The sequence below is a fragment of the Rhodanobacter terrae genome (assembly GCF_042657005.1).
GTDB classification, from domain to species: Bacteria; Pseudomonadota; Gammaproteobacteria; order Xanthomonadales; family Rhodanobacteraceae; genus Rhodanobacter; species Rhodanobacter terrae.
In genome coordinates this window covers 52,889-79,593 of the sequence record NZ_JBHSNG010000003.1, presented here as the reverse complement: position 1 = coordinate 79,593, position 26,705 = coordinate 52,889, and the positions used below count along the sequence as shown (strand labels likewise).

General features: G+C 65.3%; 27 protein-coding genes. 5 read left to right on the top strand and 22 right to left on the bottom strand.

Annotated features, from left to right (window positions below):
• Positions 1-263: 263 nt before the first annotated feature.
• The 22 genes from ACFPPB_RS03965 to ACFPPB_RS03860 all read right to left on the bottom strand — a co-directional run bounded on the left by ACFPPB_RS03965 (position 264) and on the right by ACFPPB_RS03860 (position 22,222).
• Positions 264-887, bottom strand: a complete 624-nt coding sequence (locus tag ACFPPB_RS03965; RefSeq protein WP_377324633.1) for a FliH/SctL family protein — start codon at positions 885-887, stop codon at positions 264-266.
• Positions 887-1,876: a flagellar motor switch protein FliG gene (fliG, locus tag ACFPPB_RS03960; protein ID WP_218587798.1), complete on the bottom strand. Its 990-nt coding sequence runs from the start codon at positions 1,874-1,876 to the stop codon at positions 887-889. Before fliG ends, ACFPPB_RS03965 begins: the two co-directional genes overlap by 1 nt.
• Positions 1,877-1,892: 16 nt before the next feature.
• Positions 1,893-3,596 (bottom strand): flagellar basal-body MS-ring/collar protein FliF, encoded by a 1,704-nt coding sequence (fliF, locus tag ACFPPB_RS03955; RefSeq protein WP_377324631.1) that lies wholly within the window; start codon positions 3,594-3,596, stop codon positions 1,893-1,895.
• Positions 3,597-3,643: 47 nt separating this feature from the next.
• The gene (gene fliE, locus ACFPPB_RS03950; RefSeq protein ID WP_377324629.1) at positions 3,644-3,970 is read right to left on the bottom strand and encodes a flagellar hook-basal body complex protein FliE; all 327 of its coding nucleotides are present in this window, start codon (positions 3,968-3,970) and stop codon (positions 3,644-3,646) included.
• Positions 3,971-4,147: 177 nt separating this feature from the next.
• The gene (locus ACFPPB_RS03945) at positions 4,148-5,572 is read right to left on the bottom strand and encodes a sigma-54 dependent transcriptional regulator (protein ID WP_377324627.1); all 1,425 of its coding nucleotides are present in this window, start codon (positions 5,570-5,572) and stop codon (positions 4,148-4,150) included.
• 356 nt (positions 5,573-5,928) lie between these two features.
• Positions 5,929-6,354 (bottom strand): PilZ domain-containing protein, encoded by a 426-nt coding sequence (locus tag ACFPPB_RS03940; RefSeq protein ID WP_377324625.1) that lies wholly within the window; start codon positions 6,352-6,354, stop codon positions 5,929-5,931.
• A gap of 271 nt (positions 6,355-6,625) precedes the next feature.
• Positions 6,626-6,946 carry a flagellar protein FliT gene (gene fliT / locus ACFPPB_RS03935; RefSeq protein ID WP_377324623.1) on the bottom strand — a complete coding sequence of 107 codons (321 nt, stop codon included), beginning with the start codon at positions 6,944-6,946 and terminating at the stop codon, positions 6,626-6,628.
• Positions 6,943-7,374 (bottom strand): flagellar export chaperone FliS, encoded by a 432-nt coding sequence (fliS, locus tag ACFPPB_RS03930; RefSeq protein WP_377324621.1) that lies wholly within the window; start codon positions 7,372-7,374, stop codon positions 6,943-6,945. The genes fliT and fliS overlap by 4 nt, the downstream gene beginning before the upstream one ends.
• A gap of 17 nt (positions 7,375-7,391) precedes the next feature.
• Positions 7,392-8,843: a flagellar filament capping protein FliD gene (gene fliD / locus ACFPPB_RS03925; protein ID WP_377324619.1), complete on the bottom strand. Its 1,452-nt coding sequence runs from the start codon at positions 8,841-8,843 to the stop codon at positions 7,392-7,394.
• Between the two features lie 204 nt (positions 8,844-9,047).
• A complete protein-coding gene (locus ACFPPB_RS03920) occupies positions 9,048-10,499 on the bottom strand; it encodes a flagellin N-terminal helical domain-containing protein (protein ID WP_377324617.1) in 1,452 nt (483 codons plus the stop codon).
• Positions 10,500-10,782: 283 nt separating this feature from the next.
• Complete coding sequence (flgL, locus tag ACFPPB_RS03915; protein WP_377324615.1) at positions 10,783-12,009, bottom strand: flagellar hook-associated protein FlgL; 1,227 nt, start codon at positions 12,007-12,009, stop codon at positions 10,783-10,785.
• Between the two features lie 5 nt (positions 12,010-12,014).
• A complete protein-coding gene (gene flgK / locus ACFPPB_RS03910; protein ID WP_377324613.1) occupies positions 12,015-13,892 on the bottom strand; it encodes a flagellar hook-associated protein FlgK in 1,878 nt (625 codons plus the stop codon).
• Between the two features lie 18 nt (positions 13,893-13,910).
• Positions 13,911-14,885, bottom strand: coding sequence for a flagellar assembly peptidoglycan hydrolase FlgJ (gene flgJ / locus ACFPPB_RS03905; RefSeq protein WP_377324611.1), 975 nt, complete (start codon positions 14,883-14,885; stop codon positions 13,911-13,913).
• Complete coding sequence (locus ACFPPB_RS03900; RefSeq protein WP_377324609.1) at positions 14,885-15,976, bottom strand: flagellar basal body P-ring protein FlgI; 1,092 nt, start codon at positions 15,974-15,976, stop codon at positions 14,885-14,887. The genes flgJ and ACFPPB_RS03900 overlap by 1 nt, the downstream gene beginning before the upstream one ends.
• A 110-nt stretch (positions 15,977-16,086) precedes the next feature.
• On the bottom strand, positions 16,087-16,770 hold the full coding sequence (gene flgH / locus ACFPPB_RS03895; protein WP_377324608.1) for a flagellar basal body L-ring protein FlgH: 684 nt from the start codon (positions 16,768-16,770) through the stop codon (positions 16,087-16,089).
• Between the two features lie 7 nt (positions 16,771-16,777).
• Positions 16,778-17,563 carry a flagellar basal-body rod protein FlgG gene (flgG, locus tag ACFPPB_RS03890; RefSeq protein ID WP_377324606.1) on the bottom strand — a complete coding sequence of 262 codons (786 nt, stop codon included), beginning with the start codon at positions 17,561-17,563 and terminating at the stop codon, positions 16,778-16,780.
• Between the two features lie 32 nt (positions 17,564-17,595).
• Entirely contained in the window at positions 17,596-18,336 is a 741-nt protein-coding gene (gene flgF, locus ACFPPB_RS03885; protein ID WP_377324604.1) for a flagellar basal-body rod protein FlgF, read from the bottom strand.
• A gap of 9 nt (positions 18,337-18,345) precedes the next feature.
• Complete coding sequence (flgE, locus tag ACFPPB_RS03880) at positions 18,346-19,563, bottom strand: flagellar hook protein FlgE (protein WP_377324602.1); 1,218 nt, start codon at positions 19,561-19,563, stop codon at positions 18,346-18,348.
• Positions 19,564-19,602: 39 nt separating this feature from the next.
• Positions 19,603-20,271 carry a flagellar hook assembly protein FlgD gene (locus tag ACFPPB_RS03875; protein WP_377324600.1) on the bottom strand — a complete coding sequence of 223 codons (669 nt, stop codon included), beginning with the start codon at positions 20,269-20,271 and terminating at the stop codon, positions 19,603-19,605.
• 16 nt (positions 20,272-20,287) lie between these two features.
• A complete protein-coding gene (flgC, locus tag ACFPPB_RS03870; RefSeq protein WP_377324598.1) occupies positions 20,288-20,704 on the bottom strand; it encodes a flagellar basal body rod protein FlgC in 417 nt (138 codons plus the stop codon).
• Positions 20,704-21,105: a flagellar basal body rod protein FlgB gene (gene flgB, locus ACFPPB_RS03865; protein ID WP_377324596.1), complete on the bottom strand. Its 402-nt coding sequence runs from the start codon at positions 21,103-21,105 to the stop codon at positions 20,704-20,706. Before flgB ends, flgC begins: the two co-directional genes overlap by 1 nt.
• Positions 21,106-21,271: 166 nt before the next feature.
• Positions 21,272-22,222, bottom strand: a complete 951-nt coding sequence (locus ACFPPB_RS03860; RefSeq protein WP_377324594.1) for a chemotaxis protein — start codon at positions 22,220-22,222, stop codon at positions 21,272-21,274.
• Positions 22,223-22,393: 171 nt separating this feature from the next.
• Between ACFPPB_RS03860 and ACFPPB_RS03855 the strand changes: the two genes are divergently transcribed.
• From ACFPPB_RS03855 to ACFPPB_RS03835, 5 genes are all read left to right on the top strand, one after another.
• A complete protein-coding gene (locus tag ACFPPB_RS03855; protein WP_377324592.1) occupies positions 22,394-23,698 on the top strand; it encodes a methyl-accepting chemotaxis protein in 1,305 nt (434 codons plus the stop codon).
• Positions 23,699-23,736: 38 nt separating this feature from the next.
• Positions 23,737-24,420, top strand: coding sequence for a flagellar basal body P-ring formation chaperone FlgA (gene flgA / locus ACFPPB_RS03850; protein ID WP_377324590.1), 684 nt, complete (start codon positions 23,737-23,739; stop codon positions 24,418-24,420).
• A gap of 108 nt (positions 24,421-24,528) precedes the next feature.
• A complete protein-coding gene (flgM, locus tag ACFPPB_RS03845) occupies positions 24,529-24,852 on the top strand; it encodes a flagellar biosynthesis anti-sigma factor FlgM (RefSeq protein WP_377324589.1) in 324 nt (107 codons plus the stop codon).
• Complete coding sequence (locus ACFPPB_RS03840; RefSeq protein ID WP_377324587.1) at positions 24,849-25,295, top strand: flagella synthesis protein FlgN; 447 nt, start codon at positions 24,849-24,851, stop codon at positions 25,293-25,295. The genes flgM and ACFPPB_RS03840 overlap by 4 nt, the downstream gene beginning before the upstream one ends.
• Before the next feature lie 186 nt (positions 25,296-25,481).
• Positions 25,482-26,699: an EAL and HDOD domain-containing protein gene (locus tag ACFPPB_RS03835; RefSeq protein ID WP_377324585.1), complete on the top strand. Its 1,218-nt coding sequence runs from the start codon at positions 25,482-25,484 to the stop codon at positions 26,697-26,699.
• Positions 26,700-26,705 lie beyond the last annotated feature (6 nt).

Here is a 26,705-nt window from a genome sequence, read left to right as displayed (position 1 = left end):
CCCCAAACCCGTAGGAGCCCGCTCGCGGGCGATGCCTCTGTTTTGATTTTCCCTACCGGACATCAGAGCAAGAGCATCGCCCGCTAGCGGGCTCCTACGTGATATCGACAACAGAGCAAGAGCATCGCCCGCTAGCGGGCTCCTACGTGATATCGGCATCAGAGCAAGAGCATCGCCCGCTAGCGGGCTCCTACGTGATATCGGCATCAGAGCAAGAGCATCGCCCGCTAGCGGGCTCCTACGGGGATTGTGGGGAGGGTTGTTCATTCGTCGGGGCCGTTGGCGTCGTCGCCCAGCACCGCATCGACGATCGCGGCCAGGCGGGTTTCCACCCGTCCGTCGAGCCGCGAACGCGCGCTTTCCAGCTGGCAATCGCCGCGCGCCAGCGCGGGATCGGCCAGCAGCTGCCAATGGCTTTCCGCCGCGCCGAGTTCCTGCAGCAAGGCCAGGTCGTCCGGGTGCACATGCACGCGCAGCTCGCGGGTGGCCGCAGGCAGCGCGCTGGCCGCCTGGCGTACGGCGTTGGCGATCAGTCCCGGCGCCAGCTTCAGCTCGCGCACGATCACCCGGCTGGCCACTATGGTCGCCAGCCGGGCCAGTTCCTGTCCGGTCTGTTCGTCGAGAGTCTGCAACGGCCGCGCGGCCGCCTCGTACAACGCATCGAGCTGCGCCATGCGCTGGCGCAACTGCACCTGCGCTGCGGCCCTGCCCTCGGCCTGGCCGGCGGCGTAGCCCTCGTCGCGCGCCTGCTGTTCCAGCGCAGCCAGTTCGTGCACGGTGGGCTGGGGCGATGCATTGGCCGCCTTCGATGCCGTCGGCTGGGTACCCACGTTGGGCAGTTCCCAGCGCTGGAAATCCTGTGCCAGGGTGTGGATCGCGACGGCCATCAGACGAACTCATCCCCGCCGCTGGCGAGGCTGAGCTGGCCGGCGTCGGAAAGTTTGCGGGCGATCGCCAGCACTTCTTTCTGGGCGGCGTCGACCTCGCTCAGACGCACCGGCCCCTTCACTTCGAGATCGTCGCGCATCATGTCGGCGGCACGCTTGGACATGTTGGCGAAAATCTTTTCGCGAATCTCCGGCTCGGCGCCCTTCAGCGCCGTGATCAAGGTGCCCGACGGCACTTCGCGCAGCAGCGTCTGCATGCCGCGGTCGTCCAGTTCGGCCAGGTCCTCGAATACGAACATCAAGTCCTCGATGCGCCCGCCCAAGGCATCGTCATGGCTGCGGATGGCGGTCATCAGCTCGGCCTCGCGGCTGCCTTCCATCGCGTTGAGAATGTCCGCGGCGGCCTTCAGGCCACCAACGTTGGCGGATTTGAGCTTCTTGTTGTTGCCCGAGAACTGGCGCTCCATGATCTCGTCCAGCTCGTTCAGCGCATGCGGCTGCACGCCGTCCAGCGTGGCGATGCGCATCACCGCATCGGAGCGCACGCGCGGCGGCAGGTAACCGATCACCTCGGCCGCCTGGTCGGGCTCGAGGTGCGCCAGCACCAGCGCGATGATCTGCGGGTGCTCCTGGTTGATCATCTCGGCGATGGCGCGGCTCTCCATCCACTTCAGCGATTCCAGCCCCTTGCTGCTGCGCCCCAGCAGGATGCGGTCGATCAGGCCGCCGGCCTTGTTCTCGCCCAGCGCGTTGACCAGAATCTTGCGGATGTATTCCTCGGTGCCCACGCCCAGCGAGGTCTGCCGGCCCATGTCTTCGTTGAGTTTCTCCAGCGCGTGTTCGACGTGTTCGCGCGACACGCTGGAGAGCGCGGCCATCGCGGTGCCGACGGCCTGCACGTCGCGTGCGCTGAGATGCTTGAGCACCTCGGCGGCATCCTGCTCACCCAGCGTGAGCAGCAGGATCGCCGCGCGTTGTGCGCCGTTGATGGGCGCGTCGGACCGGTTAGTTGCCATCTTCGCTCACCCAGTTCTTCACGACCTGCGCCACCTGTTTGGAGTTTTCGCCCACCATCCGCCGGGCCTGGCCGATGCGCTGCTCGTACGCAAGCGTCGGCACGGCGCCGGCGAGCCGCACCGGTTCGTTGGCGGCGGGTTCGTCATCGACTCTTACCGAAATCTTGGGCATCGGCGCGGCCAATGCGCGCGATGCGGTCTCGCCCCGCGCCAGCCCCTTCAGCAGCGGACGCAGCAGGCCGAACGCCACCAGCAGCGCCATCAGCACGCCGAGGCCTTGCTTGATCAGGTCCATCGCGCCGGGGCGCTCCCACAGCGGCGTCTCCGGCAATGCATCGGGCACGGCACCGTGATGGAAGGCCTGGTTCACCACGCTGACGCTGTCGCCGCGGGCAGCGTCGAAACCCACCGCGTTCTTGGTCAGCTCGGTCAGGCGCTGCAGCTCCTGCGCGGTGAACGGCACCGTCTTGTTCTCGGTCGCGCTCGACGAGCTGCTGGCCGGCGCGGCGGGATTGACCAGCTTGTCGTCCAGCACCACCGCCACGGTGAGGCGGGCAAGCCGGCCGGCCGGATCGCTGACATGGCTGATCGTGCGGTCGAGCTCGTAATTGCGGGTGGCGCTGCTGGAGCTGTCGCCCGAACTGGTCGTGCTGGTGGCCGCGCCGGTGGCCGCCGCTGCCTTGCCCGCATTGGGTTTGGCCGCCGTCGGCTGAGCCGTCGGTATCGGCGGCTGGTTGCTCAGTGCACCGGGGACGCCGCCGGCGGCCGCCGCGTCGCCTCCGTGCTGCTCGCTACTGGTCTGCTCGCTGCGCAGCGCAGGATGATCGTGACCGAAGGTTTCGGTGGCTTTCTCGCTCTGGCTGAAATCCAGATCCGCATATACCTGCGCGCGCACCCGGCCGGGGCCGACCAGCGGCGTCAGCAGATCCTCGATGCGCTGGGCATAGGTGTTCTCGATCCGCGTTGCCATGCGCAGACGGTTGTCGTCCACCGCGCCGGGGCTGTCCGGATCGCTGGTGAGCAACTGGCCTTGCTGGTCGATCACCGAAACCTGGCGCGCATCGAGGTCCGGCACGCTGGCCGACACCAGATGCACGATCGCCGCCACCTGGCCGGCGTCGAGCTGGCGGCCCGGATACAGCGTGACCAGTACCGATGCGCTGGCCGCGCGATTGTCGCGGATGAAGGCCGACGGCTTGGGCAGGGCCAGGTGCACGCGCGCGGCACGCACCGATTGCAGCCCGCCGATGGTGGTGCCCAGATCGGTTTCCAGCAGTTGCTGATAGCGCGTGCGTTCGGCCAGGTCGCTCATGCCGAACGGCGAATCGGCGGCCGGCAGCATGCTGGCGGCGCTGCCCTGCGGCAATCCTTTCGCCGCCAGCTTCAGCCGCAGCGCCGCCAGGTCGGCGGCCGGCGCCATGATCGACGAGCCATCGGCGCTCAATTGGTAAGGGGTGTTGCTGGACTGCAGCTCCTGCGTGATCGCCGAGGCGTCCTTCTGTTCCAGGCCGGCATACAGCAGACCGAAGTTCGGCCCGCGCGACCACAGCACCACGGCTACGCCGAGCGCCACCGCGGCGGCTATCGCCACCAGCAGCACCAGCTGGCGCATTGCCGGATTGCGGGCGATCTGTTTGAAGGGATCCAGGCGCGAACCGTTGTTCCCGGTATTCGCGATGGCGTTGTCGGCCATGATGCTGCTCGTTGTCTAGAATAAGGTGAAGATCGACGCGAGACGCGTCAGACCGGCATGTTCATGATGTCCTTGTAGGCATCCACCAGCTTGCTCTGCACCGCAACCATCGCGCGCAAGGACAGGTCGGCCTTCTGCACCGCGACCATCGTGCGGCCGAGATCCGCGCCGGGATCGCCGCGCTCGAAACTCGCGGCCATATTGCCCGCCTCCATCTGGCTGCGGCCCACGGCGGAAATCGACTGCTTGAGCAGGGAAGAGAAATCCGGCTGCGCGCCGATCGGCGCCGCTTTGAACGCGGTTTCCGGCGCACGCACCTGCGCCGACATCTGGCGCATCTGGGCAAGCAGGTTGTTGACGTCGATCGTGCTCATGTCGCTTGCCTCATGACGGAATCCCGGCGCGTGACGGGTTTACAGGGGTAAAAGCACGAGCCGTGCCATCGGAATGCAGAGGGAAAACAGCGCCGCGGGACCGTGCATGACCGGCGCGAACCGGCCGCGCGTGTCGCGCCGCTGCGGTTTGCCGTTCCCCTGAAACCCGCATGCGGATCAGGCCGCGAGGCCGTTCTGCAGGCCGTACTTGCGCAGCTTTTCCACCAGGGTGGTGCGCTGCATGTGCAGCAGCCGCGCCGCATGCGCCACCACGCCGCCGGTGGCGTCCAGCGCCTGGCGGATCAGGCCCACCTCGATGTCGGCCAGGTGATCCTTAAGGTCGAGTCCGTTCTCAGGCAACATGCGCTGCGATTCGGATACCGGATGCAATGCGCACTCGCCCAGTGGCATCTCGTCTTCCATCAGCGCCAGCAATGCCGCGCCGTGCACTTCGTCGCCGGCGTGCTCGCCGCGATATTTTTCCGGCAGGTCGCTGCTGCGCACCTCGCCGTGCGGAAACAGGATCGCCATGCGCTCGACCAGATTGGAAAGCTCGCGCACGTTGCCCGGCCATGCATGGGCGCGCAGCGACTGCATCGCGCCGGCGCTGAAGCGCACCACGCCCAGCCCCCGGCGGGCCAGCCGCTGGTTGAATTCGGTGATCAGCAGCGGCATATCTTCCAGCCGCTCGCGCAGCGACGGCAGTTCCAGCGGAAACACGCTGAGGCGATAGAACAGGTCCTCGCGGAAGCGATCGTTGGCGATCGACTGCTCCAGGTTGCGATGGGTCGCCGCGATGATGCGAACGTCGCAGCGCTGGGTCTTGTTGCCGCCGACCCGTTCATAGGCGCGCTCCTGCAGCACGCGCAGCAGCTTCACCTGCATCGGCAGGCTCATGTCGCCGATCTCGTCCAGGAACAAGGTGCCGCCTTCTGCCATTTCGAAGCGGCCCTTGCGCGCGGTGATCGCACCGGTGAAGGCGCCCTTTTCGTGGCCGAACAACTCGCTCTCCAGCAGCTCGGCCGGAATCGCGCCGCAGTTGATCGCCACGAACGGCTTGTCGCGGCGCGGCGAACCTTCATGGATGGCGCGCGCCACCATCTCTTTGCCGGTGCCCGACTCGCCCAGCACCAGCACGCTGGAATCGAACGGCGCCACCTGGCGGATAAGCGCGTTGACGCGAACCATCGGCGCCGAGTTGCCGACGAAGCGCAGGCCGCTGGCCTGGCTGCCGAGCAGTCGCGCATAGATGCTGCGCATGGCCTCGACCATCTTGCCGTAGCTCAACGGAAACGCCAGCGTGGCCAGCCGCGTCGCAAACGGCGAGGCCGCTGCGCTGAAGCGTTCGGTCCACGGCGAATCCTCAGCCAGCAGTACCGGTATGTGAGCGGCGGCGGCGCCGAGCATCGAGAACTGGCGCTCTGCCTCGGCCGCGTCGTCGATGCCGCCTATATAGACCGCGCGCCACGCATGAGTGGATTCGTCGATCCCGCTGCAGGTCGCTCCGTGTTGCGGCCGGTAGCCCAGGAAATGGAGTGCCGAGAGCATGGAATTCGCGCGCGTCTCGTTGGACTCGATTACCAGGAAGTCGAATTTCTGCATCACTCTCTCCGTATTGCACATTTGGCAAACCCCATGCTTCCAGCGGGACTGCCTTTTTCATCGTCGCCGACTTTCCGTCGCCGGCCTGATGAACCATGAGCAATAAGAGGGCCAGCTTTTCGGGCGATCGTGCCGGCAAAACGTCACGTGTCGGAAAAACTGGAGGCCGCGACCACCTGGGCCATGTGCAGAAATACGACGTAACTGCATGAAACAGAGAATGTTTTTTGCAATCCGCAATGTGACGTGCCGCTGGTGGCATGTGCGACGGGAGTCAAAAGATTCGCGGGTCGACGCTCGAATATGCGAATTGCATCACACGAAAAATGTCGACTGGATTCGCAAGTCAGACCAAGTCAGATGGATACCTGGCGCGCCTCTGCCACTTTGCGTCGGTGATGGCGAAAAACCAGACGCTCAATTGCGTCACTCACCGCGTCACTCTGCGGCGCAAACACCACAAAGATCCGTCCGTCGTCCAACGCGCGCTCTACGCGCGCGGCCAGCTCAAGCGGCAGGCTGCGACAGACATCGAAACGCAGGCGCAGCAGCAACGATGTCCGACCTGCCGGCACAGCCGCCGCAGGCAACACCGCACCAATCGCATTGAAACGCAGCGATTGCCGCGGCGACAGGTCCCCTCCGCGCACCAGCAGATGATTGACGATCTCGATCAGTGCGTTGAGCTTCGCGTCCATCCGCAGCATTTCCTGCATCAGCGGACTGTCGTCCTCGCCGGCATCCGCGTGGTGCTCCTCGAGCGCGCCGATGGTGGCCAGCACATGGGCGTTTCGTTCGCTCTGGCGCAGGGCCTGCGCCGGCGAAAGGGGGTTCTCCAGCGGTTCGCAGTCGAAATGACAGTCGTCCTCGCAGCTCACGCGCTCTGAAAATGTCAGCCACGCATCGTCTTGCATGAGGCAATCATCCTGTATTGGATCCACCCGGCCGCCGGCAGACGGATTTGCCCTGCGGCGAAGGCGGGCAATCAAACCGTGCGGTGGCCACCATAACCGATAAGGCGCACTGGACCTACCCGCGTCTGCTGCGATCCGATCAATCTTCGTCGCACGGCATCAGATAGGCGTTCAGCGCCCGGTGATTGCGCTGCTGCTGCTCCAGCTCCGTGCGTACCCGGTCGCGGGCCCGGTCGACGAGCTCCACCAGCTGCCGATGCTGGCACTGGAGTTCCAGCAGTATCCCGCGGTTTGCCTCCGTCGCCGGGGTTCCCCGCTGGAGTACGGCATCGTATCCGGGACGCAGGTCGACAATGACACCCCACTCCTGTGCCCGTGCCGCGCCAAGCATCTGCGCGCTCAACTGCAGCGCCTGCTGCAATGCGGCCTGCTGCGATGCGGCTTGCCCCAGGCCGCTCATCGCATCGCACCTGCCGCTTGCCGGCCGCCCGCCAGATAGCTGCCGCGGATTCCCTGCCAGCCATCACGGATGGGGGTGAGCAGTTGCACCACTTCGTCCAGTGCAGCGGGATCGTCATTGAGCTGGGCAAACAGGAGCCGGCGGGAAACATATTCATACAGCGCATCGAGCCGTTCGCTGATGGCGCTGCCCGCCTTGTGATCGAGGCTATTGCGCAGCTCGCCCACGATGGCCACCGCCCGCGTGATGTTGCCGCCCTTCTCGGCCGTGTTGCCGTGGATCATGTGGCCGCGCGCCTGGATGACCCGATCGATGGTGCCCTCCAGCAGCATGCCGATCAACTGGTGGGAATCGGCGTCCTCGACGCTGCCGCGCGCGCTGTTCTGCTGATAGATCGCGCTGGCTTTGCGCATGTACCCGTTGGTCATTTCGGTCTCCTGCCAGATCAGTTCTTCGACGTGTTGTTCAACTGGGCCAGCGTGGTCGTCAGGAAGCTGCTGGTGTTGTTCAGGCTTGACATCAACGTGTCGAGGTTGGTGTATTGGGCCTGCAATTGCTGCTGATAGACCGCCATTCGGGCGTTCAAGGCCGTCTGCTGGGTCGAGAGCGTGCTCAGGCTGCTGGTGATGCTCTGCTGCCGCGTCGGGATGATCCCGGTACTCGACGTGAACGTGCCGATGACCGTGTCGAGATGGGTCGCATAGCCGTTCGTTCCGGAAAAGAGATCCTTCACCGCGGCCGGGTTCGCACTGAGAGCGGCGTTCAGCGTGGTCGAGTTCACCGACAGCGTGCCGTCGGCCTGACGGGTGATCCCCAGACTGGCCAGCGAACCGATGCTGTTGCCGGGCACACTCTTGCTGAGGGCGCCGGAGATCTGGCTCTGTACCGAGTTCAGGGTGGAATCACCCAGCAACGGGCCGGACGCATGAGTGGTGGCGTTGTAGCTGGAAAGCGTGCCGATGGAGCTCGCATAACTGTTGTAGGCGGTCACGAAGGCCTGGATGGCGGTCACCGTGCTGCTGGTGTCCTGCGTCACGCTCAAGGTGGTGCTGCCCGTGGCGGCCAGGTTTAGAGTCACGCCATCGATGGCGCCGCTGACCGCATTGCTGGCACTGCTGACGCCGATGCCGTTGAGCGTCAGCTGCGCATCCTTGGCTTCGCTGCTGCCCGCCGTATTCAGGCCGGTCGCCAGGCTGGCCAGTCCGGAGCTGCTGCCGCCGGCCGCGCTGATCGTGAAGCCGTTGACCACGCCGGTCTTGCCGGAGCTCAGCAACAGCTGCGAACCACCGGTGCCGTTGATCACCGTGGCGATCACGCCGGGATTGCCCGATGCGCCATTGATCGCGGTGGCGATGTCCGACAAGGTGGCGGTGGACGAGACGGCAATGCTGACGTTGCTGCTGCCGACGGCGATATTCAGCGTGCCGCTGCCAATGGCGGCGGTGCCGGCATAGGCCGAACTGGTGCGTTGCTGCGCCGTGGCCAGCTGCGTCACATTCAGGGCATAGCTTCCCGGCGACGCATTGCTCAGCGTACTGACGGTGCCGATCGTGGTGGCGGCCAACGAGGCCGTGTAGCTGTCATACGTGCTGGCATTGGTCAGCGCAGTCACCGCCGACTGCAGCGAATTCAGCGTGCTGCTCAGCGTGCCGAGGCCGGTCAACGTGCTGTTGGCCGCATTGACGGCATTGGTGATCTGGGCCTGCGGCGCCGCCTGCTTGGCGTTGACCAGGGCGGTCACGATCGAGGTCACGTCCAGGCCCGAACCGATGCCGGCGGAGCTGAGAATCGCCTGGCCGGTCCCGGTGGAAGAACTCGGGGTACCACTGGAGCTGGATGAGCCGGTCAAAGCATTGAGCAGTGAGCTCAGGCTGCCTCCGGATGTGACACTGGTCATGGCGAGTCTCGTTGGGTTGAATCCTGCCCCGCCCATCGGGGGCGAGAGCCGCGAGTCTCCGGCAAAGACCTCGCAATCGCGAGCAAGGGCTTTGCCGGCGGCTCCTGTCGGCCGGGCGACGATGCTTTCGCATGCGCCGCCCGATCGCTTCAAAGCCTGCCCGGGCCTGTCGCGCGATTCCCGCGGCAGGCCCGGTTACTACTGTTACTGCAGCAGCTTCAGTACCTGCTGCGGCGCCGAGTTGGCCTGTGCGAGCACCGAGATACCCGCCTGCTGCAAGATGTTGGCCTTGCTCAGGTTGGCCGTCTCCGCCGCGAAATCGGCGTCCCGAATGGTGCTCTGCGAGGAGGCCAGGTTGTTCTGCTGCGAACCAAGCGTCGAGATGGTCGACTGGAAACGGTTCTGTACCGCACCCAGGGTGCTGTTCAGATTGCTCACCGTGTTCAGCGCCACATCGATGCGCGAGATCAGGTCATTGGCCCCGTCCACCGTACCCACCGTGCCGGTGGCGAGGCTGCCGCCGACCGCTGCTTTGGTGCCGACGGTATAGGCGCCGCCGTTGCCATTCGTCGCCGCGGCAGTGACCACCTGAGCGCCGGTATCGGTAATGGTCAGGCCCTTGGTGGCATCGCTGGAGTAGAAGTTGATGCCGGTGCCCGCCGCATTCACCGCGGCCGTGACGCCCGAGATATTCGCTGCATTGACGGCGTCGGACAGCCCCTGCACATTGGTTACGCCGCTCAGGTTGATCGCCGTTCCATTGACCGAAAGGCCTTCGCTGCCCAGGCTGTTGGCGGCACCTGCCACCGAAACCGGCGCAGCGCCGACGAAGTTGGTGGTGCCCGTGCCGCTGATCACCGGTGCCGTCGACGCGGTGCCGGTGGCGTTGTTCGTGATGGTGAACTTGCCGGCCGTGTTGCTGACCGTGTAAGCGCCGGGTGCCGAGGCGTTCAGCTGGTTCTGGACGTCGGTCTGCAGCAGGGCAGCGGAGGTATCGGCCGCCGCCGTGGTGACGGAATGGCCGTCGACGCTGAAGGTATACGGCGTACCGGTAACATCCGCTGCCGCCGAACCGGTGACCGAGCCGGAGCTGGCCGTAAACGCGGCTGCCGGAATCGCGCCACTGGAAACTTCGGCGATCGCGCCGATCTGACTGGTCTTGACGCCCTGGCTCACGTTGACACTGATGGTCTGGCCGACGTTGGCGCCGACCTGGAAGCTCAGGTTGCCGAGCGAACCGTCCAGCACCTTCTGACCATTGAAATCGGTCTGGTTGGCGATGCGGGTGATCTCCGACAGACGCTGCTGCACTTCGGTGTCGATGGATGTGCGGTCGGCGTTGGTGTAGCTGCCGTTGGCCGACTGCACGGCCAGATCGCGGATGGCTTGCAGGTTGGCGGTGACCTGGCTCAGCGCGGACTGCGTGGTCTGCGCCAGGTTGATCGCGTCGCTGGCGTTCGAGCTCGCCTGACCGAGACCGCCGATCTGGGTGGTGAAATTGGTCGAGATCGCATAACCCGCCGCGTTGTCGGTAGCGCTGTTGATCTTCAGGCCGGACGACAGGCGCTGAGTGGCCTCGGACAGGGCACTCTGCGACTTGGACAGGTTGTTCTGCGCGGTCAGCGAGTTGATGTTGGTGTAGATGCTAAGTGTCATGGGTATCTCCTGCGGGAACCAAAGGCCGGTTTATTTGGACGTTCTGCGTCCCAGCGGCAAGATTCCAACGTTGGAATGCCATCCGCCTCAGAGAGTTTTTCGGCACCCGAAAAAAATACTTGAGCGTCTGGCCGTGGCTATTTTCGACATGGAGTCATCGGGAAGCCTTAGCTGATGCGGGAAACCCGAAAACTTGCGCCGTACCGACCGTTGCGTACCCTGGATCGTGGATCGCCCTCCGTTCCAGCGAGTTTGCTGCCTGCTTCACTGCACATCGGGAGCGCTACTTGATGTAGTTGAACAGGCTGAGCGACTTGACCTGCGCGAATACCTGCTGCGAGGCCTGCAACGAAGCCGTCTGCATGGAAAGATTGCTTATGGCCGTATAGACGTCCACATCCTGCGTATCGGACAGCGCACTCTTGTACGTCACGCTCAGGTCGGCATACGCGCTTTTCTGCTGATCCAGCGTATTCATGCGACCGCCGACCGCCACCATGGCATTGCTCGCACTGCCCAGCGCCTGGTCGATCGACTCGATCTGCCGGTTGAGGCCGTTGGCCACATCGGCATCGCTGCCATTGCCCTGCAGTACGGCGACCATGTTGCCTAGCGCACTGAAGATGTCTTGGCTGCCGCCGGATTTCACCGCGACGGTATCGCCTGCGGCGGGCGTGCCGCTGAGCGTGATGGACATCCCGTTGAAGCTGATGCTGCCGCCATCCTGATAGGCGCCGCCTACAGGGTTGCCGCTGCTGTCGAGAACCGGGTTGCCGTGAGCATCGTTCGCCGTCCAGTTGCCGCCGGCGGCGAAACTGACGGTATATCCGCCACCGCTTGCCGCACTGGCACTGTTCCACGCGACCGGATCGCTCACGCTGTTCGCGCCCACCACCAGCGTGCCGCTGTTGGTGCCGCCGGCACTGGCGGTGAAACTGCCGTTGCCGGCAGGAATGTTCATGAACAGCCCGCTGCCGGCGTCGCCGGTATAGATCTGCAGGCCGGAACCGACCGATGCCATCAGCTGGGCATCGTTGCCGGTGTAGCTCACCGCACCGTTCGGGCCCTTCACGAAAGGTGTCGCGGTGGTGCTGGTGCCGGCGAACAAGGCGTTGCCGTTGCTGTCGCTCGTGTTGGCGAGCTGGACCAGCTGGTCGCGGAGCTGCGAGAGCTGCGTCGCCATGTCCTTGCGATCGCTGCTGGACAGTGAGCCATTGATGCCCTGCACGGCCATCGAACGCGCGCTGTCCAGCAGGTTGGTCACTGCGGTGAGCGCCGTCTGCTCGGTGGAAAGCCGGGTGTTGGCGCTGTCGATGTTGCTGGTGTACTGCGTATTGGCCGCCAGAATGTGGCCGAGGCTGATCACCTTGCCGGCGCCGACGGGATCGTCCGAGGCCACGTTGATGCGTTTGCCCGTACTCACCTGATTCTGGCTCGCCGCCAGCGCACTCTGCTGGTTGAGCATGGTGCTCAACGACTGCTGATACATCCAGCTGGTGGAAAGGCGCATGACGATTACCTCTGAATGGCCGTCAACAGGCTGGTGAAGATGGACTGGGAGGTGGAGATGATCTGGGCCGAAGCCTGGTAGGCCTGCTGGTACTTGACCAGGTTTGCGGCCTCTTCATCCAGGTTGACGCCCGACACGCTTTGCTGGGCCGACACGGCCTGACCGTAGAGACTGGTCTGCGTGGTCAGCGTGGTGGCCGCCTGGCTGCCCACGCTGCCGACCTGGGTGGTGACGCTAGCGTAGGCGCCGAGCACCGACGTGGCGCCCGCGCCAAGCACGCCGGTATCGGCCAACCCGGCCATCGTCAGCGCGTTGCTGTTGTCGTTGAGGCCGTTGGTGTTGGCCGCGACCTGGAAACTGTCGCCGGCCGCCGGCGCACCGGTAAGCGTCAGGCTCCAGCCGTTGGCGGTGATCGGCTGCCCCGAGGTGTAGCTGCCGCTGGCCAGCACGTTGCCGCTGGCATCGGTGACCTGATATGCATTGGGCGCGCTGAACTTCACGGTTGCGGTACTCAGCAAACCCGCATTCGATGCATCGGCCACGCCGACCGTGCCGACCGCGCCGGTCCCGGTGTTGGCGCCGGCTGCCGTGCCGGTGAGCGCCGCCGCCGCGGCGATGCCGCCGGGATCGGTCATGCTCACCGCCAGTCCGGTGGCTGCGTTGCGCGTTGGCTGGATCTGGTAACTGTCGCCGGCCTGTGCCGCGCCGGATACATTGAAGGTCAGGCCAGCCGCCGACAGGCTGCCATCCGCGTTCGTCGCCAGCGCGACGTTCTGCCCGGCGGTGGTCCGCAGGTTCCATTGGCTGCCGTCGTAGCTCAGCAGATAGTCGGACGCGGTGAGCTGGGAGATGTCGCTGACTTTCGCCGTCACGGCGGCACTGCCCTGGTTGGCGCTGGAACCGAGCACGGTCGGCGACGGCGTATTGAATATGGGACTGCCCTGCTTGCCGTGGAGATCGAGCCCCTTGGCCTGCTGCGCATTGACGCTAGAAGCCAGCGCCAGGGCCGCCTGACCCAGCTGGTTCTGCACCGGATCGAGCACATTCGTCCGATAGTCCAGCAACGCACCGAGCGAACCGCCGCTCAGGCGGGTCGTGATGTTGTTGCCCGAACTGTCGAAGATATCGCTGCGAGTGGCGTCGTAGGCATTGCCGCCGGTGGACAGCGGATACGCATTGCTGCCGCTGACCAGGCTCTGCCCGTTGGTCGTGTACACGCTCATCGTGCCGTCGTTCTCGGCGACAGTGGAGATGCCCACGTAACCGGAAAGCGTCTTGACCAGGGCGTCGCGCTGATCGAGCAACGCATTCGGCTGGCCGGTGGCGCCGACCTCGCGGATCTGCTTGTTGAGATCGGCGATATTGCCGATGACGCTGTCGATGCTGGTGACGGTGCTGCCGATCTGACTGTTGATCTGGCTTTGCTGCAAGCCCATCTGCTGGCCGAGCGTGTTGAACACCGCAACCATCGAACCGGCACTGCCCAGCAAGCCTTCGCGGGCGGACGTGCTGCTCGGCGCATTGGCCACCGTGCTGAAGGCGCCATAGAAAGCATCCAGCGATCCCTGCAGATTGCCGCTTGAGCTGAACGCGCTATTGAGCGTGCCGGTCAGGCCGTTGAAAGTGGTCGCGTGCTGCAGGCTGGCATTGCTGTTCCACACCGCGCTGGTGAGGTACTGGCTGTAGGCGCGTTGCACCGAAACAACGTCGACGCCGCTGCCGATCGTGTAGCGCCCATTGGACGGGGTCACCCGCTCGACCTGCTGGACTACCTGACGGCTGTAGCCGTCGGTATTGGTATTGCTGATGTTGTTGCCGACCGTATTGAGCGCCACCTGGGCGGCGGAAAGACCCGATATGCCGATATTGAGCAGATTCGTCATGAGCGATTCCCGGGCGCTTTATTCGGAGGTTGTCGGCGTTGCGCCGACATTCTTGAGTGCCGCCAGCGCCTGGCGCATGGCCGGACTGTTGGCGATGGCGGCGATCTTCGAGGCATACGCGGGGTCGGTGGCGTAACCGCCACTGACCAGTCCGCGCGCGAAACCGAGCACATCGTCGCCCTTGCCCAGCGCCTCGGCATATCGGGGATTGTCGCCAATCAGGTGCGCATAGTCGGCGAATGACTCGGCCGGCGAACCATAGGCGCGGAACTGGGCCTTGCGCCTTACCCCGACACCGTCCTCGAATTCCAGGGTCGGCACGCTGACGCGATCGCCGCCCCAGCTTCCACCGGCCTTCATGCCGAACAGATTGTTGCTGCTGCTGCCATCGCCGCGCACCGGCATGCGCTTTCCCCACTGCGTCTCGAGCGCGGCCTGGGACAGCACGGCGCGCAAGGAGACACCCAGCAGTTTGGCCGCCTGCAGTGCATGGGGGGCAAGCTCACGGACGAATTCCTGCGCGTCGTCCGGCACCCACTTGGACACCGCCTGCCCGGCCGAACGCGCCACGCCGGCAACCGACGACAGACGCTTGCGCCATTCATCCGCCAGCGTGGCTGCCGCCGCCTGCCCCGAAGATGCGGCGGCCGCCGACGGGGTGGGCGTGCCTGACTGCGCGTCTTTCCCGCCCAGCTGGCGTATCAGCAGGTCGGCGATACCCAGCCCGTGGCCCTGGCTGGAAAGATTCACCGACAGCTGCTGGTCGAACAGCCCCTGCCAGGCATCGCCCGCCTGGCTGTCGAACAGCGGGTCGCCGTAATTGGCGTCGCGCATCGACTTGAGCATCATCTGGGTGAAGATGGATTCGAACTGCTTCGCCACCACCGGCAACGCCGCCTTGCTGTCGGCCTGGGCACTCTGGCGCAGGGCGTTGAACCCGGACAGGTCGGTCCAGGTATTGACGCTCTGCATGGTGCTGTCGCCGGCGGCCATCAGATCACGACCAGTTCCGCATGCAGCGCGCCGGCCTGCTTCAACGCTTGCAGGATCGAGATGAGATCGCTCGGCGCTGCCCCCACCTGGTTTATCGCGCGAACGATCGCATCCAGGCTTACGCCCGGACCGAACTTGAACATGTGCGCGCCATCCTCGCTGATCTGCACGTTGCTGCTCGGAACGACGGTGGTCTGGCCGTTCGAAAACGGGGCCGGCTGGCTGACCAGGGGCTGTTCGCTGATCGTCACCTGGATTGCGCCATGCGCCACCGCCGCGGCACTGACCCTGACGTCCGCGCCGATCACCACCGTGCCGGTGCGGGAGTTGATCACCACGCGTGCAGGCGCGTCTCCGGGCATCACATCCAGTTCCTGGATCGCGCCGAGCCACGCGACTTTCTGCGACGGATCGAGCGGACCGCGCACCGATACCGAGCCGCCATCCACGGCCTGCGCGGTGCCGGCGCCGTAAGCCTGGTTCACCGCCTTGGCGATGCGCGCGGCGGTGACGAAGTCCGGTGTGTTGAGGTTGAGCATGATGGCGCCGCCGTTGCCGAACGACGAGGCAACGCTGCGCTCGACCGAGGCGCCATTGGGAATACGTCCGCTGGCGGAAATATTCACCTGCACGCTGGAGCCGCTCTTGCCTTTCGCGCTGATGCCGCCCACCACCACGCTACCCTGCGCGATGGCGTAGACATTGCCGTCGGCGCCGCGCAACGGCGCCATCAGCAACTCGCCGCCGCGAATGCTCTTGGCGTTGCCGATCGAGGCCACCGTGACGTCGATGTTCTGGCCCGGCTTGGCGAACGGCGGCAGTTCCGCGGTGATCGTCACCGCCGCTGCATTTTTCAGCTGCGGACGAGCGCTGGCCGGCACGGTGATGCCGAACTGCTGCAGCATGTTCTCCAGGCTCTGCGTGGTGAAGGGCGCCTGCGTGGTCTGGTCGCCACTGCCGTCCAGGCCCACCACCAGGCCATAGCCGATCAGCTGGTTGCTGCGCACACCGGCCACCTGGGCCAGGTCGCGGATCTTGTCGGCATGCGCCGGTGTCGAAACGCACGCGCACAAAGCCACGACGCCCCACATGTTCCGTAGGAGCCCGCTGGCGGGCGATGCTTTTCCATGGGATATCCAGAGCAGGAGCATCGCCCGCCAGCGGGCTCCTACGGAGGAGGAAGAAGGCCGTGGGGCATGCATCAGAATGGCATCCACTTGGAATTGAAGAAGCGCGACAGCCAGCCCTGCGTGTTGGCATCGGCCAGCGAGCCGCGACCGGTGTAGCTGATGCGCGCGTCGGCCACGCGGGTGGAAGCGACCGTATTGTCCTGGCCGATATCCTGCGGGCGCACGATGCCGGAGATGCGCACCAGTTCCTGGCCCTGGTTGATGGTCAGCCACTTTTCGCCGCGCACCATCAGGTTGCCGTTGGACTGCCGCTGCGCCACGGTCACCGTGATCTGGCCGGTGAGTTGATTGCTCTGGCTGCTGGAACCGTCGCCGGCAAAGCTGCGGTCGCCATTGGTGCTGATGCCGGCGGCCTTGCCACCGATGCTCAGGCCCTGGCCAAGGATCGTGGGCGCCTCGATCGAGGTCTTGTCGGTCTTGCTGGTGCTGGTGGTGGCCTTCTTGCTGGCCTGGGTGCTCTCGGCCAGCACGATGGTGAGGATGTCGCCGACGCGATGCGCGCGCGGGTCGGCGAACAATTCCATGTTCCTCGCATCGTGATAGATGGCGCCATCGGCCGGTGGCGGAGCCTCGGGAGCTATCGGCGCAGTGGCTGCCCACTGTGCGTCGTCGTGCACGGGTGCCATGGTGCAACCGGCCAGTGTCAAGCCGCCGATGACGGCGGCGACGCGCAACCATGAGTTGATCGATGTCATGGCGTTCTCACATCTTGTCCGTGAGGTCTTGCAGCATCTGGTCTGTGCTGCTGATCGCCTTGGAATTCATTTCGTAGGTGCGCTGCGTCTCGATCATGTTGACCATCTCCTCCACCACGTTGACGTTGGAGGATTCGAGTGCGCCCTGCTGCAGCGTACCCATGCCGTTCAAGCCCGGCTGCCCGGTCTGCGGCGTGCCGCTGGATGCGGTTTCCAGATACAGATTGTCGCCCTGCGGCTGCAAGCCGGCCGGATTGACGAAATCGGCCAGCTGCAGCGTGCCAACCTGCACCGCCGTCGCCGAGCCGGCGGCGGTCGCCGAGACCGTGCCGTCGCTGCCAATCGTGATGCTCTGCACGTTGCTGGGCAGGGTCACCGCCGGATCGAGCGAATAACCTTCGGCGGTCACCAGTTGCCCGTTGGCGTCGGTATGCAGCGAGCCGTCGCGGGTGTAGGCGACGCTGCCGTCGGGCATGCTGACCTGCAGGAAACCGTTGCCCTGGATCGCCACGTCCAGCGAGTTGCCGGTCTGCGAAATATTGCCCTGGGTGAACAGCTTCTCGCTGCCGGCCACGCGCACGCCGGTGCCCAGCATCAGCCCCGAAGGCGACTGCGTCTGCTCGGTGGTCTGGCCGCCGGGCTGGCCCTTGTTCTGGTAGATCAGGTCCTGGAACGAGGCACGCGAGCTCTTGAAGCCGGTGGTGTTGGCATTGGCCAGGTTGTTGGATATGACATCCATGCGCGTCTGCTGCGCATCGAGGCCGGTCTTGGCGATCCAGAGGGAAGAAAGCATGAGTCACTCCAGTGAATGATGGCAGCCGCGTATCAGCTGGACTGCAGAAGTTTGGTGGCGGCCGCGGCGTTGTCGTCGGCACTCTTGATCGCCTTCACCTGCATGTCGTACTGCCGCGACAGTGCGATCATCTTCACCAGTTCGGCCGAGGCGTTGACATTGCTGCTCTCAAGCGCCCCGGAGGTGACGCGCATGCTGGTGTCCACATCGGCCTGGCTGCCGTCGGCCATGTGCATCAAGCCGTCGCTGCCCTGCACCAGCTGGGTGGGATCGGGATTGACCAGACGGATGCGATCCAGCGCCGATACCGCGTTCGGCCCCTCCCCGACCGGCACGGTGGAGATCGTGCCGTCGTTGCCTATGCTGATCTGGGCACTGTCGGGCACGCTGATCGGACCGGAGTTGCCGATGACCGGATTGCCCCGCGCATCCGTCAACTGGCCGTCGGCGGTCAGCTGCAGGTCGCCGGCACGCGTGTAGCCTTCCGAACCGTCCGGTGCCTGCACGGCGATCCAGCCGCTGCCCTGCACCGCCACGTCCAGCGAACGGCCGGTACTCGTCGTCGAACCCTGGCTGAAATCCTGGCCCAGGCCTTGCGCAACCGCATTGATGCGCGTGGCCTGTCCGCCGCCAAGCACGGGCAGGCTTTGAAATGCGCTCAGCTCGCCCTTGAAACCCACCGTGGAGGCATTCGCCAGATTGTGGCTCACGGCCTCCTGCGCGCGCATGATCTGCGTCGCTCCGGTCATTGCCACATAGATCGAATGATCCATGTCGGTCGATTACCTGGAGACCGCGGTGAACAGTGCGGAAGCCAGCGTGTTGTCGGTGGTCAGCACTTGCGCATTGGCCTGGTAGTTGCGCTGCGCCTTGATCATGTTGACCAGCTGCGCGGTGGTGTCGGAGGTATTGGAATCTTCCAGCGCACCCGACTGGATCGCGCCGAACTGACCGATCCCCGCCGTTCCCATCACGGCGGTGCCGGAATCGCCGCTGGCCGCCCAGGAGGTGTTGCCGGTCTGGCGCAGGCCCTGCAGGTTGGCGAAATTGGCGATCGCCAGCTGGCCGATCTGGCTGCTCTGGTTGTTCGAGTAATGCGCCGTCACCACACCTTTGCTGTCGATGTCGATGTTGGACAAGGTGCCGGCCTCGTAGCCGTCCTGGCTGATCGTGCCAGCCGAATAATCGGTGCCGAACTGGGTGGTGTTGGTGACGTTGACCGTCAGCGCCAGCGCATTGGAGCCGTTGCCCAGATTCACCGGATTGAAGGTCAGATTGCCGTTGGCCGGCGTGGTCAGCTTGCCGGTGGTGTCGAAGGTCAGCGACTGGACGCCGGCGGCGTTGCCATCCACGTACAGGTGCGCGTCCCAGGTGTTGGTACCGGTCTTGGCGTAATACACCGTGCCCTGGTGCGAACCGCCTTGCGAGTCGTAGACCGTGACGGGCGTGGCATCGTTGTAGCTGGTCGAATCGGTGGTACTGAACGGCACCGCAGGCACCGCGGCGCTCGCCGGCAGGTTCGAGGTCATGGTCACCACCGAGGTGGCCTTGGCATTGCTCTGGGCGGTCACCAGCTTCAGGTCGGTCAACGTGCTGCTATCAAATCCACCAACGCCATTGGACGGATAGACCTGCAGCTTGGCACCGCTGTTGGTGACCACATAACCATTGGGATCTTTCTGGAAAGCGCCGGCGCGCGTATAGCCGACACCATTGCCGTCGTTGGTGACGAAGAAGCCGTTGCCGCTGATCGCCAGATCGAGACTGTTGTTGGTGGTGGTGATGTCGCCCTGGGCAAACTGCTGCGCCACATCCTGCAGACGCGTGCCGCTGCCGGTCGCCGTCGAGTTCAGATTGAGCCCGGTCACCGCGAAGACATCGGAGAACTCCGCACGCGAGCCCTTGAAGCCAGTCGTGTTGGCGTTCGAGATGTTGTTGGCGATGACGTTGAGGTCCGACTGGGCCGCATTGATTCCGCTGAGCGCTGTATTCAGAGCCATGATGTATTCCTCGAATGAATGGATGCGTGAAACACGTCGTCAGAGAATCTGTGCCACCTGGCTGAGCGCGACGCCGCCCACACCGGCCACCTGCAGATAAGTGCCCACGCCCGTGCCGCCGTAACCCACCGAGGTCACGGCACCGGCGACATAGGTATCCAGCGAACTGCCGTTGCTGCTCGCCGCCATGCTGTAGGCGCCTTGCGCCACCGGGTTGCCACTGTCGTCCTTGCCGTCCCAGGTGAACTGGGAAAGCCCGCTGCTCTGGCTGCCCAGATTCATGCTGCGCACGACCTTTCCGGTCGCGTCGACAATGTTCACGGTGACATTGCCCGCGGTGCTGACATTCGCAGCACCGGTCACGCTGCTGCCGCTGTAACTGATCGCCGACGACGGCACCAGCACCTGACGGTTGAGCAGGCTCGAAGAGCCGAGCATCTGGGAAGTCTGCAGGGCGCCGCTCACGGTACTGCCCAGCGAATTCACCGAGGTCAGCAGATCCTGCGTGGCCGAGAGCTGGCTGAACTGCGCCATCTGGGATACGAACTGGGAGTTGTCGACTGGGTTGGTGGGGTCCTGTGCCCGCAGCTGGGTCGTCATCAGCTTCAGGAAATCGCTCTGGCTCATGCCGCCGGCAAGCGCCGCGGTGCTGGGCGAACTCGTAGGCGTGCTGCTGCCAGGCAAGGTGTTATTGGTGTTGATGGTCATGCGATGCTCCTTCCGGTCACTTGCCGAGGTCGAGGGTCTTCACCATCAACTGCTTGGTGGTATTCATGACCTCGACGTTGTTCTGGTACGAGCGCGAGGCCGAAATCATGTTGACCAGCTCATCGACCGGGTTGACGTTGCTGGCGTAGACGTTGCCGTCGGCATCAGCCAGCGGATTGCCCGGTTCGTAACGGCTGGGGATAGCGGACTGGCTCTCGGAGAGACCGAGCACCTGTACGCCTTCGCCGGCGGCGTTGCCGCTGCCCGGCTGGCCCTGCATCGCGGCAAACAGCGGCTCGCGCGCCCGGTAGGCCGCTTCGGGCGTACTGGCCACACTGTCGGCATTGGCCAGGTTGCTGGCCACCGTGTTCAGCCGCAGCGACTGCGCGGCCATGCCGGACCCGGCCACGTTGAAAATCGAGAACAGCGACATCAGCCCTGTCCTCCCGTGATCGCGGTGCGCAACATGCGGATCTGCGCCGTGATGAAGGAAAGGCTGGCCTGGTAATGCACGCCGTTGGCGGCGAAGGCGGCCTGTTCGGTCTGCTCGTCGACGGTGTTGCCGTCCATGCTCGGCTGGGTCGGCACGCGGTAGGCCAGTCCGTCCGCCGCCTGACCGGCGGTCCCGATCTGGCCGGGCGTGCCCGCCTGCAATGGCAGGTTGCCCGGACCGCCGCCCGCCGCGGCCAGCACCTTGCGAAAATCCACGTCTCGGGCCAGATAGCCCGGGGTGTCCGCATTGGCCAGATTGTTGGCCAGCACTTCGGTGCGGCGCTGCCACAAGTCCAGAGCCCGGGTGTGGATGCCGAATAAGTTGTCTGGGGTCAGGGTCATCGCTTCGCTCCGCATGCAGTTGCCGCATGGAGCTGGAGGCAAATTGCATGCCACCCTGGGAAAACCCTTGCTATGACTGGGCTGGTGCGGTAGCGCGCGGCGCCCTCAACGCGGCGCGGCCGCCGAGAGACGGTTTGTTGACGCGTGCCGCCGTGGGTGCGGGGAATCAGTCCGTCGACGCCGGGACCGGCTGCAGTGCCGGTTCCGGCAGCAACTCCAGCACCGCCTGTGCCAGCAGGTCCGGCTGGAACTTGGCGACGAAGCAATCGGCCTTGACCTCCTTCACCATCGCCTCGTTGAACATGCCGCTGAGCGAGCTGTGCAAGAGGATCTTGAGCTGGCGCAGGCTCGGCGTCTCGCGGATGGCGCGGGTGAGCGCGTAGCCGTCCAGCCGCGGCATCTCGATGTCGGACACCACCAGCTTGATCCCTTCGACCGGATCGGCCGCCGCCATCTCCAGCAGCCGATCGAGCGCCTCGCGGCCGTCCTTCGCCACCACACACTCGATATTCATCTGCTTGAACAGGCTGACCAGGCGGCGACGGGCTATGACCGAATCGTCCACCACCATCACCCGGCGTGGCGCCAGCGACCGCACACCGGCAGCCCGCTGCATGTGCGCCGACAGCGTGGCCGGCGTGCCGTCGATGCTGGCCAGCACGTGCTCCACGTCGACCACCGCCAGCAGTGCGCCGTCGACTCGCGTCACCGCGTTGACCCGCGCGCCGAAGCCCAGCGTGCTGGACGGCGCAACCAGCGCCTCGCCTTCGCACTGCACCATCCGCTGCAGGTCGGCCACCAGAAAACCCTGCAGCGAACGGCTGAACTCGGTAACCATCAGATGAGCCGAATCCACGTCGCGCAACGGCGCGTAACCAAGTGCGGCGGCCAGGTCGATCACCGGAATGGTCTGCCCGCGATAGTCGCAACTGCCGGCCAGCAACTCGTGCACGCCAGGCATCCGCTCCAGCGGCGGACGCCGCAGAACCTCGCGCACCTTGAATACGTTGATGCCGAACAACTGCTCGTCGCCGAGCCGGAACAACAGCATCGCCACCCGGTTGTGGCCGGCCAGCCGGGTATGCCGTTCCACCTTTTCCAGCAATGTGCCGCCCATGCGGACTCCCAGGATGCGCGCCGCCGCGGCGACTCTCTGCGTAACTATCGGCCCCGGTGCCGCAGGCTTTAGGGGAACGATGCTGGCATGCGACTTGCTTTCTCAAGTTTCGGAAGGTTTTGACGATGCAGCTGTTGCGCTCCCGCACTCCACAGAGGTGATGCCCGCCCCATGAGCTTGATCTGGAATCAGCATATCGTCGCTCTGGTCGAGGCCGCCATCAGCGGCAACGACGCGCAGGTCGCCGTGTTGCGACGCAGGTATCCGCGCGCGGCGCTGGCACTGGCACCCCTGCTTGCCCGTGTCGCCAGCCGGCCACCGGCCTCGGTGGCGTTGCAGACGGTGGAACAGCAGAGTCTGGTGCTCGGTGCCGTACAGCAGTTGTCGCGCGAGCAGACCGCACTGGACAAGGCCGCCGGCGACAGCCGTGTCAGTGTCGATCGTTTGACGGATGGCAGCGCCGGTATCTCGACGGCCTTGCACGACGTGGGCGCCGAACTGAAGCAGGCCAGCCAGGCCGGACTGGCCGGCGCAGGTACCGTCAGCGAACTCGATGGCCAGCTGCGGCTGCTGCGCAGCACGCTGTCGTCGATGAACCGCAAGCAGAGCAAGCTGGCCGAACAGGTCGCCCAGATCCGCAAGCTCACCGGCACGGTGCAGGAGATCGCCCACCAGACCAATCTGGTGGCATTGAACGCGGCGATCGAAGCGGCGCGCGCCGGCGAAGCAGGCCGCGGCTTCGCGGTGGTCGCCGACGAGGTCAAGCAGCTGGCCGAAAGGACCGCGCTTACCACGACCGAAATAGAAACCGTCACCGGCTCGATCGGCGACTTCTCGCTGCAACTCGACGGCGATGTGCGGCACGGACTGCAGCAACTCGAACGTGCGCAGACCGGGGTGGGCCAGTCCGGCACCACCCTGGGCGAAGGCAGCAATGCGCTGCGCACTGCCAGCGAGCGCATCGACAAGCTGCAGCAGACCCACGACATCCAGCACGCCCGCGCCACCGCGGCGCAGGCGGCGCTGGGCGCACTGCAACGCCGCGGCGTCGAGGCTCGCCGCCAGGCCGAATCGCTCCACCGCGCTGCGTTGCTGGCGCACCGGCTGGGACTGGACTGGCTTGAGGGGGTGAGCGGCAACGATCCGGCCAGCCTCAGCCTGACCGTGCGGGAGGGCGCGCTGAATCTTCGCCAGGCGATGGAACTGGCCTTGCTGGAACCCGGCGCACTGGACCGGCGCTGGTTCGACACACATACGATCAGCCGCAGCATCGGCCGGCTGGCCGCGCTGCATCAGAACGAACGCGACATCAGCGGCATCACCGATGCCGGTGCGCAACTGAGCGAACGCGGCGGCCGCTTTGTCACGTTGCTGTGCGACGGCCAGCTCGATCAGGCCGCGGCGCTCTCGCAGCAGCTCGAAGCCGGCCGCGAAGACCTGCTCGGGCAGCTCGGCGCCTTGCTGGCGGACGCGTGAGAACCTGGCGATCCCGCACCACTGGCCTGGGAATCGCCTTGCTCTGGCTAGGCGCACTCTGCGGCGGCGGCGCGACCGCCGGCGCAAGCGCGATCCAGTCGCTGGACAGCGTGCAGGCAACGGCCGCCCAGGCCCTGCGTCGGCAATACGCCATGCCCGGCAGCCGCATCGAAGTCACTGCCGGCTCGCTCGACCTGCGCCGGCAACTGGCCCAGTGCATGCAGCCCTTGCATGCCGTGGTCGCCCCCGATGCCCGGCTGGCGTCGCGCATGACCGTGCCGGTGCAGTGCCTGCAGGACGACGGCTGGACCGTCCGCGTGCCGCTGCAGGTGAAGTCGTTCCGCCATGTGCTGGTGACCAGCCGGCCATTGCTGCGCGGCGACGGCGTCAGCGCCGGGGACGTGCATGTCGAGGAGCGCGACGTCACCCGGCTGGGCTACGGCTACATCGAGAACCTGGGCCAGGCCGGGGGCCGGTCGCTGGCCCGTGACGTGACCAGCGGCAGCGTGCTCAATCCCGGCATGCTGGGTGGCCGGCGCATGGTGCGCGCCGGCGACCATGTGGAAATGGTGGCACGGCTGGACGACATCGAGGTACGCGCCAGCGGCGTGGCGCTGGGCAGCGGCGACAACGGCGCCCGCCTGCGGGTGCGCAACGAGAGCTCGGGCAAGGTGGTCGACGCGATGGTCAGCGCACCCGGCGTGGTGATCGCGCTGCCGTGAACCGGCGAATCGAAGGCCGCTGCATTAGTCTTTACTGTTTGCCTCTAAAGTTTCTGCGAAACCTGCCGATCTGACAATTACAGGGCGACACCCAGCGAGAACGGACCCATGAATACGACCATTTCCAACAACGGCTTGCCGAAGTTTCCACAAGCCAGCAACAGCACGGGCACCGGCTCGGCGGCGACAGCGGCCACTGCAACGGGCTCCACTGCCGCCGCGGCGACGTCCGACGATCAGCTCAAGCTGACTGATTCGGCGCTGGCCCTGCAGGAGGCCGCGCGTCCAGGGGACACGGCCTCGATCGACCCGCAGCGGGTGGAACAGGTGCGCAAGGCGCTGGCCGACGGCAGCTACAAGATCGACGCCGGACGCATCGCCGATCGCATGCTTGCACTGGAGCAGCAGCTCGGCGGCGTAAGCAAGCCATGAATATCCCGCTGCAGAATGAACTGAACGATGCGCTCGGGGCCGTTCTGGGCGACATGCAGCAGGCCGTCGATCAACTCGTGCAAGTGCTCGGAGCCGAGCGTACGGCACTGGACACCGCCAATAGCGAGGCACTGGATCACGCCGGTGCGCGCAAGCAGGCGCTGATGCAGCAACTGGAGCAGCTCGATGCCGAGCGTCGCCTGCTCTCGCGCGAACAGCCTGCCCTGGCCGACGCACTGGAGCCCGTCTGGGCCCGGATCGTTCAGTCGCTGCGCCACAGCCACCTGCTCAACCAGCGCAACGGCAGCGCGGTCAACCAGCGCCTGAGCCAGGTGCGGCAGGCGCTGGCGGTGCTGACCGGACATGCGGGCGAAGGCGAACTGTACGGCCGCTCCGGCGAGCTGCATGCCAGCTTGCGTTCGCAGGTGCTGGCGGCGGCATGACATCGATGACACAAGACGGCACCCCCGCCTGCCCGAGCAGACGGTCCTCCCACTGACTGCGAGGCGGCCTCCGGCTTGCTCTTGCGTTAATCGCGATGACTGATCATGAGCAATATCCACGCCTCCCCTGCCGTTTCCCCCGCTGTCTCCCCCAAAGCCGGTGCACAAGGCAACCATGGAGCGCTCATGTCGATATCGATTCCGCTGCCGGTATTGCGCGTGCCGATGCTCGATCGCGAACGCCAGCTATTCGCTTACGAGATCGTCTTTCATCGCGAACCCGGTGACGAGCAGCACCTGCTGGAAAGCGTGCTGTCGACCATCACCGACGGCGCACTGACCCGGCTGGTACGCGGCAACCGTGCTTTCCTCAACATGCCCGCCGAATTGCTGCCGGAAGACTCCGACGTATTGCTGCATCAGCCGCGGCTGGGTGTCGTACTGCAGCCAGGCGTCGCCACCGACGCGCCGTTGATGAAACGTCTGCAGCAGATGGCGGAGCGCGGCTGCCAGTTCATGCTCGACGCCAACGATGTCGACCTGGAAAGCAGCCTGCCGCTGCAGACTCTGCTGCAGATGGTGCAGATGGTGCGGCTGGACGCCGGCCGCATGAGCATGGAAACCATGAAAGAGCGCGCCGAATATCTGCACACGCGCGGCATTCGCGTCATCGCGGGCCAGGTCAACGATCATCAAACCTACGAGCGCTGCCTCGAACTGCCGCTGCAGGCGATCCAGGGACGCTATCTTCTGATCCCGCAACCGGTGGCCGTACCCGTGCTCACCGCCAACCGACTGAGCATGCTGCGGCTGATGCGCGTACTGCAGGAAAGCAACCCCGGGCCGGTCGAGCTGGGCAACATCATCCGCGACGATGCGGTGCTCAGCTACAAGCTGCTCAGCTGCGTCAACTCGGCCTACTTCGCCTTGCCGCGACAACTGAAGTCGGTGCAGCAGGCAGCGATCTTCTTCGGCGTCACGCGCATGCGCAACTGGATCGACACGATGGCGATGTGCAGCATGGATGATCGACCGCCGGAGCTGCTGCGCGCCGCGCTGATCCGCGCGCACATGTGCGAGAAACTGGCCGGCGGCATGCCCAACGGGCATTCGGAAATGGCGTTCACCGTGGGCCTGTTCTCGCTGCTGGACACCTTGATGTGCGCGCCGATGGAGTTCCTGCTGACCCATCTGCGCCTGGTGCCGGAAATCAGCGATGCGCTGACCCGTCGCGGCGGTCCGTTCGGCCCGTTGCTGGAACAGATCATCGCCTGGGAAGTGGGCGAGCTCACCAGCGAGCATGTGCTGCCGCAGCGTATCCGCAGGATGGCCGGCATCTACCTGGAGGCCACGCAGTGGGCGGACCAGGTCTACTCCACGGCAAACGAAAAGCAGACCAACTGATCCGCC

What these genes read in the sequence shown, in the direction of transcription:
- fliF (WP_377324631.1), bottom strand. Translation starts at nt 3,596, where the DNA reads ATGGCCGACAACGCCATCGCGAATACCGGGAACAACGGTTCGCGCCTG.
- ACFPPB_RS03875 (WP_377324600.1), bottom strand. Translation starts at nt 20,271, where the DNA reads ATGACCATCAACACCAATAACACCTTGCCTGGCAGCAGCACGCCTACG.
- fliS (WP_377324621.1), bottom strand. Translation starts at nt 7,374, where the DNA reads ATGACCAACGGGTACATGCGCAAAGCCAGCGCGATCTATCAGCAGAAC.
- flgK (WP_377324613.1), bottom strand. Translation starts at nt 13,892, where the DNA reads ATGACGAATCTGCTCAATATCGGCATATCGGGTCTTTCCGCCGCCCAG.
- flgH (WP_377324608.1), bottom strand. Translation starts at nt 16,770, where the DNA reads ATGACATCGATCAACTCATGGTTGCGCGTCGCCGCCGTCATCGGCGGC.
- flgF (WP_377324604.1), bottom strand. Translation starts at nt 18,336, where the DNA reads ATGGATCATTCGATCTATGTGGCAATGACCGGAGCGACGCAGATCATG.
- flgG (WP_377324606.1), bottom strand. Translation starts at nt 17,563, where the DNA reads ATGCTTTCTTCCCTCTGGATCGCCAAGACCGGCCTCGATGCGCAGCAG.
- fliE (WP_377324629.1), bottom strand. Translation starts at nt 3,970, where the DNA reads ATGAGCACGATCGACGTCAACAACCTGCTTGCCCAGATGCGCCAGATG.
- flgB (WP_377324596.1), bottom strand. Translation starts at nt 21,105, where the DNA reads ATGACCCTGACCCCAGACAACTTATTCGGCATCCACACCCGGGCTCTG.
- ACFPPB_RS03855 (WP_377324592.1), top strand. Translation starts at nt 22,394, where the DNA reads ATGAGCTTGATCTGGAATCAGCATATCGTCGCTCTGGTCGAGGCCGCC.
- fliT (WP_377324623.1), bottom strand. Translation starts at nt 6,946, where the DNA reads ATGAGCGGCCTGGGGCAAGCCGCATCGCAGCAGGCCGCATTGCAGCAG.
- ACFPPB_RS03920 (WP_377324617.1), bottom strand. Translation starts at nt 10,499, where the DNA reads ATGACACTTAGCATCTACACCAACATCAACTCGCTGACCGCGCAGAAC.
- flgM (WP_377324589.1), top strand. Translation starts at nt 24,529, where the DNA reads ATGAATACGACCATTTCCAACAACGGCTTGCCGAAGTTTCCACAAGCC.
- fliD (WP_377324619.1), bottom strand. Translation starts at nt 8,843, where the DNA reads ATGACCAGTGTCACATCCGGAGGCAGCCTGAGCTCACTGCTCAATGCT.
- flgJ (WP_377324611.1), bottom strand. Translation starts at nt 14,885, where the DNA reads ATGGCCGCCGGCGACAGCACCATGCAGAGCGTCAATACCTGGACCGAC.
- ACFPPB_RS03860 (WP_377324594.1), bottom strand. Translation starts at nt 22,222, where the DNA reads ATGGGCGGCACATTGCTGGAAAAGGTGGAACGGCATACCCGGCTGGCC.
- ACFPPB_RS03965 (WP_377324633.1), bottom strand. Translation starts at nt 887, where the DNA reads ATGGCCGTCGCGATCCACACCCTGGCACAGGATTTCCAGCGCTGGGAA.
- ACFPPB_RS03840 (WP_377324587.1), top strand. Translation starts at nt 24,849, where the DNA reads ATGAATATCCCGCTGCAGAATGAACTGAACGATGCGCTCGGGGCCGTT.
- ACFPPB_RS03835 (WP_377324585.1), top strand. Translation starts at nt 25,482, where the DNA reads ATGTCGATATCGATTCCGCTGCCGGTATTGCGCGTGCCGATGCTCGAT.
- flgC (WP_377324598.1), bottom strand. Translation starts at nt 20,704, where the DNA reads ATGTCGCTGTTCTCGATTTTCAACGTGGCCGGGTCCGGCATGGCCGCG.
- flgL (WP_377324615.1), bottom strand. Translation starts at nt 12,009, where the DNA reads ATGCGCCTTTCCACCAGCTGGATGTATCAGCAGTCGTTGAGCACCATG.
- ACFPPB_RS03900 (WP_377324609.1), bottom strand. Translation starts at nt 15,976, where the DNA reads ATGTGGGGCGTCGTGGCTTTGTGCGCGTGCGTTTCGACACCGGCGCAT.
- ACFPPB_RS03945 (WP_377324627.1), bottom strand. Translation starts at nt 5,572, where the DNA reads ATGCAGAAATTCGACTTCCTGGTAATCGAGTCCAACGAGACGCGCGCG.
- flgE (WP_377324602.1), bottom strand. Translation starts at nt 19,563, where the DNA reads ATGGCTCTGAATACAGCGCTCAGCGGAATCAATGCGGCCCAGTCGGAC.